14 protein-coding genes are annotated in these 17,164 nt (G+C 60.6%); 11 read left to right on the top strand and 3 right to left on the bottom strand.

Going from position 1 to position 17,164, the window contains the following annotated elements:
• Nucleotides 1-271: 271 nt before the first annotated feature.
• The 11 genes from C4J84_RS05700 (at nt 272) to C4J84_RS05650 (ending at nt 12,748) form a co-directional block, all read left to right on the top strand.
• Nucleotides 272-1,126, top strand: a complete 855-nt coding sequence (locus C4J84_RS05700; protein ID WP_124361508.1) for an MIP/aquaporin family protein — start codon at nt 272-274, stop codon at nt 1,124-1,126.
• A gap of 76 nt (nt 1,127-1,202) precedes the next feature.
• A complete protein-coding gene (gene glpK / locus C4J84_RS05695; protein WP_124361507.1) occupies nt 1,203-2,708 on the top strand; it encodes a glycerol kinase GlpK in 1,506 nt (501 codons plus the stop codon).
• 94 nt (nt 2,709-2,802) lie between these two features.
• Nucleotides 2,803-3,558 (top strand): DeoR/GlpR family transcriptional regulator, encoded by a 756-nt coding sequence (locus C4J84_RS05690; protein ID WP_124361506.1) that lies wholly within the window; start codon nt 2,803-2,805, stop codon nt 3,556-3,558.
• A 249-nt stretch (nt 3,559-3,807) separates the two neighbouring features.
• Nucleotides 3,808-5,346 (top strand): glycerol-3-phosphate dehydrogenase, encoded by a 1,539-nt coding sequence (glpD, locus tag C4J84_RS05685; protein WP_124369810.1) that lies wholly within the window; start codon nt 3,808-3,810, stop codon nt 5,344-5,346.
• A gap of 391 nt (nt 5,347-5,737) precedes the next feature.
• On the top strand, nt 5,738-6,664 hold the full coding sequence (locus tag C4J84_RS05680; protein WP_124369809.1) for a glutamate/aspartate ABC transporter substrate-binding protein: 927 nt from the start codon (nt 5,738-5,740) through the stop codon (nt 6,662-6,664).
• Nucleotides 6,665-6,856: 192 nt separating this feature from the next.
• The gene (locus tag C4J84_RS05675) at nt 6,857-7,603 is read left to right on the top strand and encodes an amino acid ABC transporter permease (protein WP_010564125.1); all 747 of its coding nucleotides are present in this window, start codon (nt 6,857-6,859) and stop codon (nt 7,601-7,603) included.
• Nucleotides 7,603-8,274 (top strand): amino acid ABC transporter permease, encoded by a 672-nt coding sequence (locus C4J84_RS05670; RefSeq protein ID WP_124403238.1) that lies wholly within the window; start codon nt 7,603-7,605, stop codon nt 8,272-8,274. The genes C4J84_RS05675 and C4J84_RS05670 overlap by 1 nt, the downstream gene beginning before the upstream one ends.
• A complete protein-coding gene (locus C4J84_RS05665; protein WP_124361503.1) occupies nt 8,271-9,005 on the top strand; it encodes an amino acid ABC transporter ATP-binding protein in 735 nt (244 codons plus the stop codon). Before C4J84_RS05670 ends, C4J84_RS05665 begins: the two co-directional genes overlap by 4 nt.
• Before the next feature lie 169 nt (nt 9,006-9,174).
• Nucleotides 9,175-11,076 carry a sensor histidine kinase gene (locus C4J84_RS05660; protein ID WP_124435057.1) on the top strand — a complete coding sequence of 634 codons (1,902 nt, stop codon included), beginning with the start codon at nt 9,175-9,177 and terminating at the stop codon, nt 11,074-11,076.
• Entirely contained in the window at nt 11,073-12,410 is a 1,338-nt protein-coding gene (locus C4J84_RS05655) for a sigma-54 dependent transcriptional regulator (RefSeq protein ID WP_124369807.1), read from the top strand. Before C4J84_RS05660 ends, C4J84_RS05655 begins: the two co-directional genes overlap by 4 nt.
• On the top strand, nt 12,410-12,748 hold the full coding sequence (locus C4J84_RS05650) for a GlpM family protein (RefSeq protein WP_124361500.1): 339 nt from the start codon (nt 12,410-12,412) through the stop codon (nt 12,746-12,748). The genes C4J84_RS05655 and C4J84_RS05650 overlap by 1 nt, the downstream gene beginning before the upstream one ends.
• A 60-nt stretch (nt 12,749-12,808) precedes the next feature.
• Here the strand turns inward: C4J84_RS05650 and C4J84_RS05645 are convergent, their stop codons facing one another.
• Genes C4J84_RS05645 through C4J84_RS05635 form a run of 3 tightly spaced genes read right to left on the bottom strand, consistent with a single transcriptional unit; the run spans nt 12,809 to nt 17,098 of the window.
• Nucleotides 12,809-14,206 carry a sigma-54 dependent transcriptional regulator gene (locus C4J84_RS05645; RefSeq protein ID WP_124435056.1) on the bottom strand — a complete coding sequence of 466 codons (1,398 nt, stop codon included), beginning with the start codon at nt 14,204-14,206 and terminating at the stop codon, nt 12,809-12,811.
• Nucleotides 14,196-15,974, bottom strand: a complete 1,779-nt coding sequence (locus C4J84_RS05640; protein WP_124435055.1) for a HAMP domain-containing sensor histidine kinase — start codon at nt 15,972-15,974, stop codon at nt 14,196-14,198. The genes C4J84_RS05645 and C4J84_RS05640 overlap by 11 nt, the downstream gene beginning before the upstream one ends.
• Nucleotides 15,974-17,098 (bottom strand): GNAT family N-acetyltransferase, encoded by a 1,125-nt coding sequence (locus tag C4J84_RS05635; protein ID WP_124435054.1) that lies wholly within the window; start codon nt 17,096-17,098, stop codon nt 15,974-15,976. The genes C4J84_RS05640 and C4J84_RS05635 overlap by 1 nt, the downstream gene beginning before the upstream one ends.
• Nucleotides 17,099-17,164: the final 66 nt, after the last annotated feature.

Genomic DNA, 17,164 nt, shown 5'->3' with positions numbered 1-17,164 from the left:
ACGCTCTAGTCCGCCCTATCCGCCAACCCTATTTAATGTGATGAGCGTGATCATTCATCAAACCTATAGTTCGAAAGTGACTGGCAGTTCACTTTCGACCTTTGACAGCGGTCATTCTTGTCTATATTTTTTCGTTTCCGAATACTGTAGGAATAGCCCTCGGTACTCGAGCAGTAAGCCGTGACACAGGATGGGGATCCTCGTCACGGTGAAAATCGCGCAACGGCCCGTTGAGGCCTGCGCCAGACAAGAACAACAACTGAGGTTTTCCATGACAACTGCTCTTCAACAGCCTTCACTTTCGAGCCAATGCATGGCCGAATTCCTCGGCACTGCGCTGCTGATCTTCTTCGGTACCGGCTGCGTCGCTGCGCTCAAGGTCGCGGGTGCGAGCTTTGGCTTGTGGGAAATCAGCATTATCTGGGGGGTCGGCGTGAGCATGGCGATCTACCTGAGTGCCGGTATTTCCGGGGCTCACCTCAATCCGGCGGTGAGTATCGCTCTGTGTATTTTCGCCGATTTCGAAAAACGCAAACTGCCGTTCTACATCCTCGCCCAAATCGCCGGCGCCTTCTGCTCCGCCGCGCTGGTGTACACGCTCTACAGCAATCTGTTTTTCGATTACGAACAAACCCACCACATGGTGCGTGGCTCCCAGGCCAGCCTGGAGTTGGCCTCGGTGTTCTCCACCTACCCCCATGCATTGCTCAGCACGGCCCAGGCGTTCCTGGTGGAAATGGTCATCACCGCGATCCTGATGGGTGTGATCATGGCCCTGACGGACGACAACAATGGCCTGCCCCGTGGCCCGCTGGCGCCGCTGCTGATCGGCCTGTTGATCGCCGTGATTGGCAGTGCGATGGGCCCGCTGACCGGCTTTGCGATGAACCCGGCGCGGGATTTCGGGCCCAAGCTGATGACCTTTTTCGCCGGCTGGGGTGAAATGGCCTTTACTGGCGGTCGCGATATTCCTTACTTCCTGGTACCGATTTTCGCACCAATTGTGGGCGCATGCCTCGGCGCTGCAGCGTATCGCGGGCTGATTGCCCGTCACCTGCCGAGCGCCGCACCTGCTATAGCTGAAACAACTGACACGGCTGTCAACGGCAACACCCGTATTTCCTGAAAGCGCCAGCCAGGGTCCCTGCCCTTCGTGACCCCGGCTGATTTCTGACTTCCTTATTTCGTCCAAGGCAATTGACATGACCGACCTTCAGAATAAGAACTACATCATTGCCCTCGATCAGGGCACCACCAGTTCCCGCGCGATCATCTTCGATCGTGACGCCAACGTGGTGTGCACCGCCCAGCGCGAGTTCGTCCAGCATTACCCGCAGGCAGGTTGGGTCGAGCATGACCCGATGGAAATCTTCGCCACCCAGAGCGCGGTGATGGTTGAGGCGCTGGCCCAGGCTGGCCTGCACCACGACCAGGTCGCCGCCATCGGCATCACCAACCAGCGCGAAACCACCGTGGTATGGGACAAGGTCACCGGCCGCCCGATCTACAACGCCATCGTCTGGCAGTGCCGCCGCAGTACCGAGATCTGCCAGCAGCTCAAGCGCGACGGCCACGAGCAATACATCAGCGACACCACGGGCCTGGTCACCGACCCCTACTTCTCCGGTACCAAACTCAAGTGGATTCTCGACAACGTCGAAGGCAGCCGCGAGCGTGCGCGCAACGGCGAGTTGCTGTTCGGCACCATCGACAGCTGGCTGATCTGGAAATTTACCGGCGGCAAGACCCACGTCACCGACTACACCAATGCTTCGCGCACCATGCTCTTCAACATCCACACCCTGGAATGGGATGCGAAGATGCTGGAGATTCTGGACGTTCCACGGGAAATGCTGCCGGAAGTTAAATCTTCGTCCGAGATCTACGGCCGCACCAAAAGTGGCATCGCCATCGGCGGCATTGCTGGCGACCAGCAAGCCGCGCTGTTCGGCCAGATGTGCGTCGAGCCCGGCCAGGCCAAAAACACCTATGGCACCGGCTGCTTCCTGCTGATGAACACCGGCGACAAAGCGGTGAAATCCAAGCATGGCATGCTCACCACCATCGCTTGCGGCCCGCGCGGCGAAGTGGCCTACGCACTGGAAGGCGCAGTCTTCAACGGCGGATCCACCGTGCAGTGGTTGCGTGACGAGTTGAAAATCATCAACGACGCCCACGACACCGAATACTTTGCCGGCAAGGTCAAGGACAGCAACGGCGTTTACCTGGTCCCGGCCTTCACCGGCCTGGGCGCGCCGTACTGGGACCCGTATGCCCGTGGCGCATTGTTCGGCCTGACCCGTGGCGTACGCGTGGATCACATTATTCGTGCAGCCCTGGAGTCGATTGCCTACCAGACCCGTGACGTGCTCGACGCCATGCAACAGGACTCGGGCGAACGCCTCAAAGCCCTGCGTGTGGACGGCGGCGCAGTCGCCAACAACTTCCTGATGCAATTCCAGGCCGATATCCTCGGTACCCAGGTCGAGCGTCCGCAAATGCGCGAAACCACCGCCCTCGGCGCTGCTTACCTGGCAGGCCTGGCCTGTGGCTTCTGGGGCAGCCTCGACGAATTGCGCGGCAAGGCGGTGATCGAGCGCGAATTCGAACCACAGCTCGATGAAGCGGCTAAAGAGAAACTCTACGCAGGCTGGCAAAAAGCAGTCAGCCGCACCCGCGACTGGGAGCCGCACGAAGGCGCCGAATAAGCCAAGCGCCGGATCTACACCGGTTGTAACTGGCAGGGAGCGGATTCCTGCGTCATCATGGGCCACTTTTGTATGGCAGCCCAAAGGACGCCCCATGAATCTGCCTCCCCGCCAACAACAAATCCTCGAACTGGTCCGCGAACGCGGCTACGTCAGTATCGAGGAAATGGCGCAGTTGTTCGTTGTCACCCCGCAAACCATCCGCCGCGATATCAACCAGCTGGCGGACGCCAATCTGCTGCGCCGCTACCACGGCGGCGCAGCCTATGACTCCAGTGTCGAGAACACCGCGTACGCCATGCGTGCCGACCAGATGCGCGATGAAAAACAGCGTATCGGCGAAGCCATCGCGGCGCAGATCCCCGATCACGCCTCATTGTTCATCAATATCGGCACCACCACCGAATCCATCGCCCGTGCGCTGCTCAATCACCATCACCTGAAAATCATCACCAACAACCTCAACGTCGCCACCATGCTCAGTGCCAAGGACGACTTCGATGTGTTGCTGACCGGCGGCAATGTGCGTCGTGACGGCGGCGTGGTAGGCCAGGCCAGTGTTGATTTCATCAATCAGTTCAAGGTCGACTTTGCGTTGGTGGGTATCAGTGGCATCGATGAGGATGGCAGCCTGCTGGATTTTGACTATCAGGAAGTGCGGGTTTCCCAGGCGATCATCGCCAATGCGCGACAAGTGATTCTGGCCGCGGACTCCAGCAAGTTCGGGCGCAACGCCATGATCCGCCTGGGGCCGATCAGTCTGGTGGACTGCCTGGTGACTGATCAGCAGCCGGTGCCGGCGTTGGTGCAGTTGTTGAATCAGCATAAGGTTCGTTTGGAAGTCGTCTGACTTCTCGTTCCCACGCTCCGCGTGGGAATGCACCGCAGGACGCTCCGCGTCCGCTGTGACGCAGAGCGTCATGGGCTCAATTCCCACGCGGAGCGTGGGAACTATCAGTTCACAAATTTTCCTTTCCCTACCCTTCGATGAGTTTTTTCAATCGAAGTTGGCTGGCAGCGCGCGCATTTATCAGCTACCATTTTCGCAAATGAACATTAATGTTCGAATTCCAATACGAAAAGATCGCGAGGCCAGCCGATGAACCCTTCTACCTTGCCTGCACCACCGCTTGCCGAAGTCTATGACGTTGCCGTAATCGGCGGCGGGATCAATGGCGTTGGCATTGCAGCAGACGCAGCCGGGCGCGGTTTGTCGGTATTCCTTTGCGAAAAGGACGACCTGGCCAGCCACACGTCTTCTGCCAGCAGCAAGCTGATCCACGGTGGCTTGCGCTACCTGGAACATTACGAGTTCCGCCTGGTACGCGAAGCCCTGGCCGAGCGTGAAGTGCTGCTGGAGAAGGCCCCGCACATCGTCAAGCAGATGCGCTTTGTGTTGCCGCACCGTCCGCACCTGCGTCCGGCCTGGATGATTCGTGCCGGCCTGTTCCTGTATGACCACCTGGGCAAGCGCGAGAAGCTGGCCGGTTCGAAAAGCCTCAAGTTCGGTGCCGACAGCCCGCTGAAAAGCGAAATCACCAAAGGCTTCGAATATTCCGACTGCTGGGTCGACGACGCCCGCCTCGTGGTGCTCAACGCGATGGCCGCGCGCGAGAAAGGCGCCCATATCCACACCCAGACCCGTTGCGTCAGTGCCCACCGCAGCAACGGCTTGTGGGAAATGAACATGGAACGCGCCGATGGCAGCCTGTTCTCGATCCGCGCCCGGGCGCTGGTGAACGCCGCCGGCCCGTGGGTCGCCAAGTTCATTAAGGACGACCTGAAGCTGGATTCGCCTTACGGCATTCGCCTGATCCAGGGCAGCCACCTGATCGTGCCGAAACTCTACGAAGGTGCACATGCGCACATTCTGCAGAACGAAGACCAGCGCATCGTCTTCACGATTCCGTACCTCAATCACCTGACCATCATCGGCACCACCGACCGCGAATACACCGGTGATCCGGCGAAAGTTACGATCACCGAAGGCGAAACCGACTACATGCTCAAGGTGGTCAACGCACACTTCAAGAAACAGCTGAGTCGTGACGATATCGTCCACACCTATTCGGGCGTGCGCCCGCTGTGCAACGACGAATCGGACAACCCGTCGGCCATTACCCGCGACTACACCCTGTCGCTGTCCGGCGGCAGCGGCGAGGCGCCGATCCTGTCGGTGTTCGGCGGCAAGCTGACGACTTACCGCAAGCTCGCCGAATCGGCCATGGCGCAACTGGCGCCGTACTTCACCCAGATGCGCCCAAGCTGGACCGCCAAGGCCAGTCTGCCGGGCGGCGAAGACATGACCACGCCAGAAGCCCTGGCCGAGGCCATTCGCAGCAAGTTCGACTGGGTGCCGAGCGAGATCGCCCGTCGCTGGTCGACCACCTACGGCAGCCGCACCTGGCGCCTGCTGGAAGGTGTGCAAACCCTGGCTGATCTGGGTGAGCACCTGGGCGGTGGCCTTTACACCCGCGAAGTCGATTACCTGTGCGCCGAAGAATGGGTAACCCAGCCTCAGGACGTGCTGTGGCGCCGCACCAAGCTGGGCCTGTTCACCACTGCAGCAGAGCAGGACAACCTGCAACGCTACCTGTCCAAGGTTGAACAGAACCGCAGCAAGACCGAAGCCGCCTGACCGCTCCCCCCCACTGTAGGAGCGAGCTTGCTCGCGAAAAACCTGAGAGCGCCGCGTTTATCCGGAATAAACGCGGCGTTTTTGCGTTTTTCGCGAGCAAGGGCTGGCCGCCCGCCTCGCTCCTACAGTAGCCGGGCTGGGCATTCGGTTTTCCGAACACAACACCTCCCCTCATTCGGTTTGCCGTACCCGATCCCTGAACCGTTGCCGTCATGAAAATTTAATACTCATATAAATCATCAAGTTAAGCTTTTGTTTCGGGTATGGCACGACTCATGCTCTACACTTCCTGACGATTGCCTGAGACGCCTCAGCAGCCGTCAAGGCATTCGCTGTACAAGAGAGCCGTTTAGCTGGCTTTATAAGAAAAACAAATGTCGAGGAAGTATTGATGCGCATCGTTCCCCATATCCTGGGCGCAGCTATCGCTGCCGCTCTGATCAGCACTCCAGTTTTCGCCGCCGAACTCACCGGCACGCTGAAGAAAATCAACGACTCCGGCACTATCACTCTCGCTCACCGCGACAGCTCTATCCCGTTTTCCTACATTGCGGATGGCTCGGGCAAACCCGTGGGCTATTCCCATGACATTCAACTGGCCGTCGTTGAAGCCCTGAAAAAAGACCTGAACAAGCCCGATCTGAAGGTCAAATACAACCTGGTGACGTCGCAGACCCGTATTCCGCTGATCCAGAACGGCACCGCGGACCTGGAATGCGGCTCCACCACCAACAACGCCGAACGCGCCCAGCAAGTTGACTTCACCACCAACATCTTCGAAATCGGCACCCGTCTGCTGGTCAAGAAAGACAAGGATGGCAAACCGTCCTACGTTGACTTTGCCGACCTGAAAGGCAAGAACGTCGTGACCACCGCCGGCACCACGTCCGAGCGCATCATCAAGGCGATGAACGCCGACAAGCAGATGGGCATGAACGTCATCTCCGCCAAAGACCACGGCGAATCCTTCCAGATGCTCGAAAGCGGCCGCGCGGTTGCCTTCATGATGGACGACGCCCTGCTGGCCGGCGAAGAAGCCAAGGCCAAGAAGCCGGATGACTGGGTGATCACCGGTACTCCGCAGTCCTTCGAAGCCTACGCGTGCATGGTTCGCAAAGGCGACCCGGACTTCAAGAAAGCCGTGGATGACGCCATCGCCAGCCTGTACAAGTCCGGCGAAATCAACAAGATCTACGCCAAGTGGTTTGAAAGCCCGATTCCACCAAAAGGCCTGAACCTCAACTTCCCGATGAGCGACAAGGTCAAGGAACTGATCAAGAACCCGAGCGACAAACCGGCTCCGGAAGTAAAGATCTAAAACCTGGCTAACCTTATCGCCTGAGGGAGCCAAACTCCCTCAGGCGTTTGTAATTACCTGCTGGCTTTAACTTGGAACACTCGACCTGGCGGTTTTCGAGCCGATTGCGTGTGCCTGACGTTCAACGTCAGGAGGGAACGGACTGTCCCAAGCGGGTGCTTGTACATCGATCGATCTCGAGGGGAGACCCTAATGAATTACAACTGGGACTGGGGCGTGTTCTTCAAGTCCACCGGCGTTGGCAGCGAGACTTATCTCGACTGGTACATCGCCGGCCTGGGCTGGACCATCGCCATCGCTGTCGTGGCATGGATCATTGCCTTGCTGCTGGGCTCCATTCTGGGGGTCATGCGCACCGTGCCAAACCGCATCGTATCGGGCATCGCGACCTGCTACGTGGAACTGTTTCGTAACGTGCCGCTGCTGGTTCAGCTGTTCATCTGGTATTTCCTGATACCCGATCTGCTGCCGCAGAACCTGCAGGACTGGTACAAACAAGATTTGAACCCGACCACCTCGGCCTACCTGAGCGTCGTCGTGTGCCTGGGCCTGTTCACCGCCGCCCGTGTGTGTGAACAAGTGCGCACCGGCATCCAGGCGCTGCCCCGTGGCCAGGAAGCCGCCGCGCGCGCCATGGGCTTCAAGCTGCCGCAGATCTACTGGAACGTGCTGCTGCCCCAGGCCTATCGCATCATCATTCCGCCGCTTACCTCCGAATTCCTCAACGTGTTCAAGAACTCCTCCGTGGCGTCCTTGATCGGCCTGATGGAACTGCTGGCGCAAACCAAGCAGACCGCCGAGTTTTCGGCCAACCTGTTTGAAGCCTTCACCCTGGCCACGCTGATCTACTTCACCCTGAACATGAGCCTGATGCTGCTGATGCGCGTGGTCGAGAAGAAAGTCGCGGTGCCCGGCCTGATCTCCGTGGGGGGTAAATAATGGACTTCGATTTCAGCGGCATCATTCCCGCGATCCCGGGCCTGTGGAACGGCATGGTCATGACCCTGCAGTTGATGGTCATGGGCGTGGTCGGCGGCATCATCCTGGGTACGATCCTCGCGCTGATGCGCCTGTCGTCCAGCAAGCTGCTGTCCCGTGTGGCCGGCGCCTATGTGAACTACTTCCGTTCGATCCCGCTGCTGTTGGTGATCACCTGGTTCTACCTGGCGGTGCCGTTCGTGCTGCGCTGGATCACCGGTGAAGACACGCCGATCGGCGCGTTCACCTCATGCGTCGTGGCCTTCATGATGTTCGAAGCCGCGTACTTCTGCGAAATCGTGCGGGCCGGCGTGCAGTCGATCGCCAAGGGCCAGATGGCCGCCGCGCAGGCGATGGGCATGACCTACGGCCAGACCATGCGCCTGATCATCCTGCCCCAGGCGTTTCGCAAGATGACCCCGCTGCTGCTGCAGCAGAGCATCATCCTGTTCCAGGACACGTCGCTGGTCTACACCGTGGGCCTGGTGGACTTCCTCAACTCTGCCCGTTCCAACGGCGACATCATCGGCCGCTCCAATGAGTTCCTGATCTTCGCCGGTGTCGTCTACTTCATCATCAGCTTTTCCGCCTCGCTGCTGGTCAAGCGTCTGCAAAAAAGGTTTGCCGTATGATCTCTATCAAGAACATCAACAAGTGGTATGGCGACTTCCAGGTGCTGACCGACTGCAGCACCGAGGTTAAAAAAGGCGAAGTGATCGTGGTGTGCGGGCCGTCCGGCTCGGGCAAGTCCACCCTGATCAAGTGCGTGAATGCGCTGGAGCCGTTCCAGAAGGGCGACGTGATCGTCGATGGCACTTCCATCGCCGACCCGAAGACCAACCTGCCGAAACTGCGCTCGCGCGTGGGCATGGTGTTCCAGCACTTCGAACTGTTCCCGCACCTGACCATCACCGAGAACCTGACCATCGCGCAGATCAAGGTGCTCGGCCGCAGCAAGGAAGAAGCCACCAAGAAAGGCCTGCAACTGCTTGAGCGCGTCGGCCTGTCGGCCCATGCCCACAAGCACCCAGGCCAACTGTCCGGTGGCCAGCAACAACGCGTGGCGATTGCCCGCGCCCTGGCCATGGACCCGATCGTCATGCTGTTCGACGAACCGACCTCGGCGCTGGACCCGGAAATGGTCAACGAAGTGCTCGACGTGATGGTGCAGTTGGCCCACGAAGGCATGACCATGATGTGCGTCACCCACGAAATGGGCTTCGCCCGCAAAGTGGCCGACCGCGTAATCTTCATGGACGCCGGCAAGATCATCGAAGACTGCCCGAAAGAAGAGTTCTTCGGCGACATCAGCGCCCGCTCCGAACGTGCGCAGCACTTCCTTGAGAAAATCCTGCAGCACTAAGTATTACAGCGCATCCACTGAAGAGACCGGACCAATGTGGGAGGGGGCTTGCCCCCGATAGCGGTAGATCAGCGACAGATATACCGACTGACACACTGCAATCGGGGGCAAGCCCCCTCCCACACTGACCGCACAGGCCGGCAGCGCTGGTTGACCCAAGGCATCTGTGATGAAATGCGACCCCACCCCCTATCGCGCTGCGCCGCCATCACTTGCCGTGAAGCCTCGCCTGATACGTCAACTGTTCCTGCCGCCGTTGATCATCGCCCTGATGATCGGCTTGGGTTATATCGGCCTCTGGGTCAGTGAGTACTATGGCATCCGCACCCTCAGCGACAATGGCGAACGCCAGTTGGAGTTGCACGCTCGCACCGTCGAAAGCGAACTGAGCAAATACACCTACCTGCCCAGCCTGCTTGAGCTGGAATCCAGCGTTTCCCTGCTCCTGGCTGACCCCAACCAGGAAACCCGCAAGACCGTCAACGATTACCTCGAAGGCTTGAACCGCCGCAGCCGCAGCCGCGCCATCTACGTGATGGATACCACCGGCCGAGTGCTGGCCACCAGTAACTGGCGCGACGCCGACAGTTACCAGGGTGAAGACCTGTCCTTTCGCGCCTATTTCCAGAACGCCGTGCGCGGCCAGCCCGGTCGTTTCTACGGCATCGGCAGCACCAACGGCGAACCCGGCTACTACCTGGCCCACGGCCTGGAAGAGCATGGCAAGATCATCGGCGTCGCCGTGGTCAAGGTCCGCCTGGAAGCGCTTGAAGAGCGCTGGCAACGCGCGCGCCTCGAAGCTTTTGTCAGCGACGAAAACGGCATCATCATCCTGTCCAGTGACCCGGCCCGCCGCCTCAAGGCCGTGCGTCCCCTGAGCGAAGACACCAGGGACCGGCTGGCTAACAGCCTGCAATATTACTGGTCGACACTGGACGCCCTGGAGCCCCTGGCCCGCGAGCGGCTGAACGAAGGCAGCGAAAAGCTGACCTTCCCGGCCAACAGCGAAGTGGTCAACGACAAGCAAGAAGTCAGTTACCTGGCGCAAACCCGGCCACTGAATGACACACCGTGGAACTTCACCCTGCTCACCCCGCTGAATGAACTACGCCGCGCCGCGATCAACCAGGGCATCCTGGTCGCCGTCGCGTTTGGCTTGGTCGCGTTTTTGCTGATTGCCTGGAACGAGCGGCGCAAGGTCATCGCCACCCGCCTCGCCGCACGGGAGGCCTTGCAGGAAGCCAACAGCCAGCTGGAACGACGGATTGCCGAACGCACCGCCGACCTGCGCGCCAGCAATGAACGCCTCAAAGGCCAGATCCGCGAACGGCGCCAGGCCGAAGAGACTTTGCGCCGTGCCCAGGACGAACTGGTGCAGGCCGGCAAACTCGCAGCGATCGGCCAGATGTCCACCAGCATCGCCCACGAATTGAACCAACCCCTGGCCGCGCTGCGCACCCTGTCCGGCAACACCGTGCGCTTCCTCGAACGTGGGGCCCTGGACACCGCCAGCGCCAACCTCAAGACCATCAACGAACTGATCGATCGCATGGGTCGCATCACCGCCAGCCTGCGCTCGTTCGCCCGGCGCGGTGACGACCAGGGCGAAGCGAACCTGGCCAAGGCGGTGGACGCCGCGTTCCAGGTACTCGGCGCGCGCCTGGACAACCTGCCCCTGGCCGTGCACCGTGACTTCACCCATGCCCAGTTGCAGATCGATCAGACGCGCCTGGAGCAGATCCTGGTCAACCTGATCGGCAACGCCCTCGATGCGATGCAGGCGCAACCGGCGCCGCAGTTGTGGCTGGAAGGCCAGAGCGCCGAGGGCAAATATCGCCTGCGGGTGCGCGACAATGGCCACGGCATCGACCCCGAGGCACGCAAACACCTGTTCGAGCCCTTCTTCACCACCAAGCCCGGCGAGCAAGGGCTGGGCCTGGGCCTGACCCTCTCCGCAAGCCTTGCGGCGGCCACCGGCGGCAGCCTAGCCGTGGAACATCCGGCCGCTGGTGGTACCGCGTTTGTCCTGAACCTGCCGCTGGCGGGCGCTGAAAAAGTTGAGTCGACATGAATATTGAACCCCAAGACCTCACCGTCCTGATCGTCGAAGATGACCCTCACGTGCTGCTGGGTTGCCAGCAGGCATTGGCGCTGGAAGACATTCCCAGCGTTGGCGTGGGCAGTGCCGAAGAAGCGTTGACCCATATCGGCGAGAATTTTGCCGGCATTGTCATCAGTGATATTCGCCTGCCGGGCATCGATGGCCTGGCCTTGCTCACTCGCCTCAAGGCGCTGGATAAAAGCCTGCCGGTGGTGCTGATCACCGGGCATGGCGACATCTCCATGGCGGTCGGCGCCATGCGCAACGGCGCCTACGACTTCATGGAAAAACCCTTCTCCCCCGAACGCCTGGTAGACGTCGCCCGTCGTGCCCTTGAACAGCGTGGGCTGGCGCGGGAAGTCTGGTCGCTGCGGCGCCAACTGGCCGAGCGCGATTCGTTGGAGGGCCGCATCATCGGGCGCTCGCCGGCGATGCAAAACCTGCGCGAACTGATCACCAACGTTGCCGACACGTCGGCCAACGTGCTGATCGAAGGCGAAACCGGCACCGGCAAGGAGCTGGTCGCGCGCTGCCTGCATGACTTCAGCCGGCGCCACGCCCACCAGTTCGTCGCCCTGAACTGCGGTGGGCTGCCGGAGAACCTGTTCGAAAGCGAGATCTTCGGCCACGAAGCCAACGCGTTTACCGGCGCCGGCAAGCGCCGCATCGGCAAGATCGAGCACGCCCATGAGGGCACGCTGTTTCTCGATGAAGTGGAAAGCATGCCGATCAACCTGCAGATCAAACTGCTGCGGGTCCTGCAGGAGCGCACCCTCGAACGCCTGGGTTCGAACCAGAGCGTGGCCGTGGATTGCCGGGTGATCGCCGCCACCAAGTCCGACCTCGATGAACTGAGCCGCGCCAGCCAGTTCCGCAGCGACCTGTACTACCGTCTCAATGTGGTCACCCTGGAACTGCCGCCACTGCGCGAGCGCCGTGAAGATATCCTGCAGTTGTTCGAACACTTCCTGCAGCAGTCCTCACTGCGCTTCGATCGCATCGCCCCGGAGCTGGACAACCAGACTCTGTCGAGCCTGATGAGCCACGACTGGCCGGGCAACGTACGCGAACTGCGCAACGTCGCCGAACGCTTCGCCCTGGGCCTGCCCGCGTTCAAGAAAAGCGGCACGGGCGGCAGCACCCACGGCCTGGCCTTTACCGAGGCGGTGGAAGCCTTCGAACGCAACCTGCTCGTTGACGCCCTGCAACGCAGCGGCGGCAACCTGACTCAGGCCAGCCAGGAACTGGGGATGGCCAAGACCACGCTGTTCGACAAGGTCAAAAAATACGGGTTGAGTCACTGATGGATCTATTCTTGAAAGCCGCCCTCGGCGCGGCGGTGGTGCTTATATTGGCCGCACTGGCCAAGACCAAAAACTATTACATCGCAGGCTTGGTGCCGCTGTTTCCGACCTTCGCGCTGATTGCCCACTACATCGTCGGCAAGGGCCGCTCGGTCGAGGATCTGAAGACCACCATTGTGTTTGGGATGTGGTCGATCATTCCGTACTTTGTGTACTTGGCGACGTTGTATGTGATGGTGGATCGGATGCGGTTGGAGGCGTCGCTCGCCGTGGCCGCAGTGGCCTGGTTGATGGCGGCAACCGTCCTGGTAAGCGTCTGGGTACGCCTGCACACCTGACCCAACGCGGTCAAAACTGTGGGAGGGGGCTTGCCCCTCCCACAGTTTGATCACAGTGTGTCAGCGGACTATTTTGTCGACTTGGATGCCCAGCTTTTTCAGGCGGTACCAGAAGCTGCGCTCCGAGATACCGATCTTCGCTGCCGCCGCGGCCTGCACGCCATTGCTCTCCTGCAACGCCGCCAGAATGTAGGCTTTCTCCACTTCCGCCAGCGCCGCATCCAGGTCCGGTGGCACACCCGGCCCGTCGCTGAGGATCGCCGTCACCCTGCCCTCGCTCGGTTTCGAAGCAAACAGATACCCCGGCAAATCGATATCCTCGATCACTGGCGAAGCGGCCACGATAGTGGCCCGCTCCACGCAGTTTTGCAGCTCACGGATATTGCCCGGCCAGTGGTACGCCGCCATGGCCTGCAAGGCTTCCGGGCTGAACCCGGTGATGCGTTTGCCGGCGGTCGCACTGAGGGTGCGGGCGAAGTGCCGGGCCAGGGGTGCGATGTCTTCCACGCGCTCGCGCAGGGCCGGCAAAGGAATCGGGAAGACATTCAGCCGGTAATACAGGTCTTCGCGAAATTCCTTGTTGGCCACCGCGTCCAGCAGGTTCTTGTTGGTCGCGGCAATCACCCGCACGTCCACCTTGCGCTCGCGGGGATCACCCACCGGTTCGATGACCCGTTCCTGCAAGGCACGCAAAATCTTGGCCTGCAAGGCCAACGGCATATCACCGACTTCATCAAGAAACAGCGTGCCCTTGTCGGCCTGCATGAAGCGCCCTACCCGGTCGGCCACGGCGCCGGTGAAAGCGCCTTTGCGATGACCGAACATCTCGCTTTCCAGCAGCCCCTCAGGAATCGCCGCGCAATTGACCGCCACGAACGGTTGGTCGGCACGGCTGCCATGCTTGTGGATCGCACGGGCGACCATTTCCTTGCCGGTGCCGCTTTCGCCGGTCAGCAGGATGGTTGCGCTGCTGTCGCGCACCGAGTCCACCGCTTGCAACACTTTACGAAACGCTGGACTGTCACCGACCAGGCTGTCGAATTGTGCATGTTCATCCAGCTCGGCACGCAGGCGCGCGTTATCGCGCATGATGTCGCGAAACTGCAGGGCCTTGGCCACGGTGATGTCCAGCTCGTCGATATCGAACGGCTTGGCAATGTAGTCGTAGGCGCCGTTGCGCATCGATTGCACGGCATTTTTCACCGTGCTGTAGGCCGTCATCACGATTACCGGCAACTGCGGATAACGCTGCTTGATCTCGGCCAGCAACGCCGGCCCGTCCATGCCCGGCATGCGCCAGTCGCTGATGACCAGGTCGATGTCCTCCTGCTCCAGCACCTTGAGCGCGTGCAGGCCATTGCCGGCGGTAAACACCTGGATGCCGTTCTGGCTCAGGGCGGATGACAACAGGTCGCAGAGCTTGGGCTCGTCGTCGACCACCAATACGTTATGCGTCATGCCTGTTCTCATCCTCGCCGTCGTCTTCACCGTTAGCCGGAATGTACAGGTTGAAGGTGGCGCCGGCATCTTTCTCACTGACGCACTCGATGCTGGCGTCGTGACTCTCCATGATCGAATAGACCTTGGCCAGGCCCAGCCCCGTGCCCGAGGCCTTGGTGGTGACGAACGGCGTGAAAATGCGCTCGACCATATCCGCCGGGATGCCCTGGCCGGTATCGGCGATGCTGATCACGGTAGTGTCACCCACGCTGCGGATACCCAGGGTGAGGCGCCCGCCTTCAGGCATCGCGTCGATGGCGTTGAGAATCAGGTTCAGGCAGGCCTGCTTGAGCTGCTTGGCATCCGCGTAGAGCGTGGCGTCAGGCGCCTGGTCGTCAATCTGGGCATCGATATTGTGAGTACTCAACTCCGGGCCACAGAAGCCGAGGATGTCTTCCACCAACGGGCGTGCCGGTTGCTGTACGCGTATCGGCGGATTGGGCTTGGCGAAGTCGAGGAATTCGGTGATCAGGTCGTTGATCCGGCTGACCTCGCTGATCACGTACTCCAAGTGGCGTTTGTCGGCGTCCGGAAGGTCGGCGCGCCGGTGCAACAGTTGAGTGGCCGTCTTGATGATCCCTAACGGGTTGCGGATTTCATGGGCCAGGCCCATGGCGACTTCACCCAGGGCATGCAGGCGATCACGCCGGCGCAGTTGGGCTTCCAGGTGATGCAATTCGCCCAGGCGTTCAGTCATGTGGTTGAAGGTGCTGCTCAGTTGCGCCAGCTCGTCGCCGCCGCTGACCTCTACCCGGTGCGCGTAGTTGCCGGAAATCACCGCGTTCACGCCTTGGGACAGATCCCGCAGCGGCTGGGTCAGGCGCCGCGACACCCACACCCCTGCCGCCAGTGACAGCGCCGAGCTGACCAGGAAAATCAGCACGAACAAGTTGCTCTGATTCACCAGCCCCACCAGGCTCGTATGGCGCAGCAAGCCGCTGAAGATTACGCCTTGCAGCTCGCCGGCATCGTTGAATATCGGCCAGTACAAACCGCTGTACTGATTGGTGAACTGCTCGCTCGGCTGCCGGGTGCTGCGCAGCTCGGCTTCGACATTCTTCGGGATGCGCGCCGGATGGTTTTCGAAGCGCTGGGTGGAAAATATCTCGGAAAACCCCGTGGCATTGGCCAGGTACAGGCGCAGGTCAAGAGAATGCACATCGGCCACGCTGGTGAGGAAGCTGCTGTCCAGGTAAGTGGCCACAAGCAACAGATAATCGACCCCATCGCGGTTGGTCTCGAAGGTCGATACCACCAGGCCCGTGCTGACGCCGGCCACCTGTACGGTCTGCAATACCGTGTTGCTGGTCAGGTTGATCTGCTTGACGATGTCGTCGGCGGCGGTGCTGAACACCACCTTGTGATCACTGCTACGAATCAGCGCCACCACATCGATGTCGGTGGCATCGGCGATGTCGGCGGTGAGCCGGTCATGCCGTTCGGCCTGCCGCGATGAGGGTGGGCTGGTGTAGCGCAGGAACAGCTTGGCCATGCGCGCGTTGTCGTGAAGGATGTCGCCGATCTCGTCCTTGACGATCTTGGTCGACTCCTGCAGCCAGATACGCACGTTGCTGTCGAAAATCTGCGACAACGTGGTGGCGGCCAATTCCGCCGCGATCATGGTCGGAATGACGCTGACCAGCCAGAAGGCCAGCACCAGCTTGCGCTGGACGCTCCAGCGCGAAATGGCAAAGGGGCGGGCTTTCTGGCGGGTCTTGGTGATCATCAGGTTTCGCTTATCGCAGCAGCCATGGCAGGGTCGGAACGATCCGGTCGGAACAACATTTTGACTAACTTGAGCACGCCGTTGACCCACCGATTGCGGTGGCGGAAGAACAGGCTGTTGCCCTGGAACTGGCAGCCCAGGCGCAGTTTACTGGCATACCCGGCCTGGCCGCACTCGTACACCGCAATATTGTGTTGAATACAGTAGTCGACATTGGTCAGCCAGCTACGGAAGTACAGGTTGTACTCACGGCTGAACGCGATGTCATGCCCGAAAAACTTATCGATCAGCCGATGCTCGTCGAGCAGGATCAGGTTGAACGCCACCAGGTGCTCGTCCACCCAGTAAAGAACACACACCGCACGCGCTTGCAGTTGTTCGAGAATCCCCGTGAAGTAACCGGCGGGCAGGCGTTCGAACTGCAAGTCCGCGCGCATCAGCGTGGCTTCATAGAGGCGCATGACCTCGGGAAGCACATCATCGATGTTGTGCCGCCACTCCACCCGCGGCCCCGGTGCGCGCAGTTTGCGGCGCAGGTCTTTGCGCGTGGATTTACCCAGCGAGCCAAGGTAAGCGTCCACTGAGCCGTAGGGCAGCGGCAACACGCCCGTGGGCAGGCTCGGCATGCTTTGAAAGCCAGCCGCACGGCAACTTTCGGCCCAATGCGGGTCGTTGCTCGGTGCGTCCTTGACTGCCAGCAGGCCGATGCCAAAGTCATCCGCATCCCGGCGCGCGACCTCCAGCAAGTGCTTGAGCAACTGCGGGCGCCGCGCATCCGCCACGCCACTGGCAAAACCGACGTCGCAGCGCTCGGCCACCGGCGAACCGAGGGCATACAACCCCAGTTGCAACAGACCCGGCCACAGTCGCGCCACACGCTCGGTCAAGCGCTTGCCGGCGCCCGACAGTGTCGTGTCGAGACGATAATGGGTGATGAACGCGACAGCCACTGCCGCCAGCGTTCCCTCTTCGTAAACCGCCAGGTAACGCCACTGAAAGTCATCGATCGCGGCGTTTTCCACGGCGAGGTAATAATCCCAGTCCTCCAGGGCACCGGGAAAACAGTCATTCCAGGCATCGCGCTGGATGGCCCGGAGAGTCGGGTAGGCTTGGGTGGTTATCACATCTGATCCCTTTGTGGCGAGGGAGCTTGCTCCCGCTGGGCTGCGAAGCAGCCCCCTCAACAGCAG

Origin of the sequence: Pseudomonas sp. R11-23-07 (assembly GCF_003852295.1) — a bacterium.
Lineage (GTDB): Bacteria > Pseudomonadota > Gammaproteobacteria > Pseudomonadales > Pseudomonadaceae > Aquipseudomonas.
This window is presented reverse-complemented; position numbering and strand designations above follow the sequence as displayed.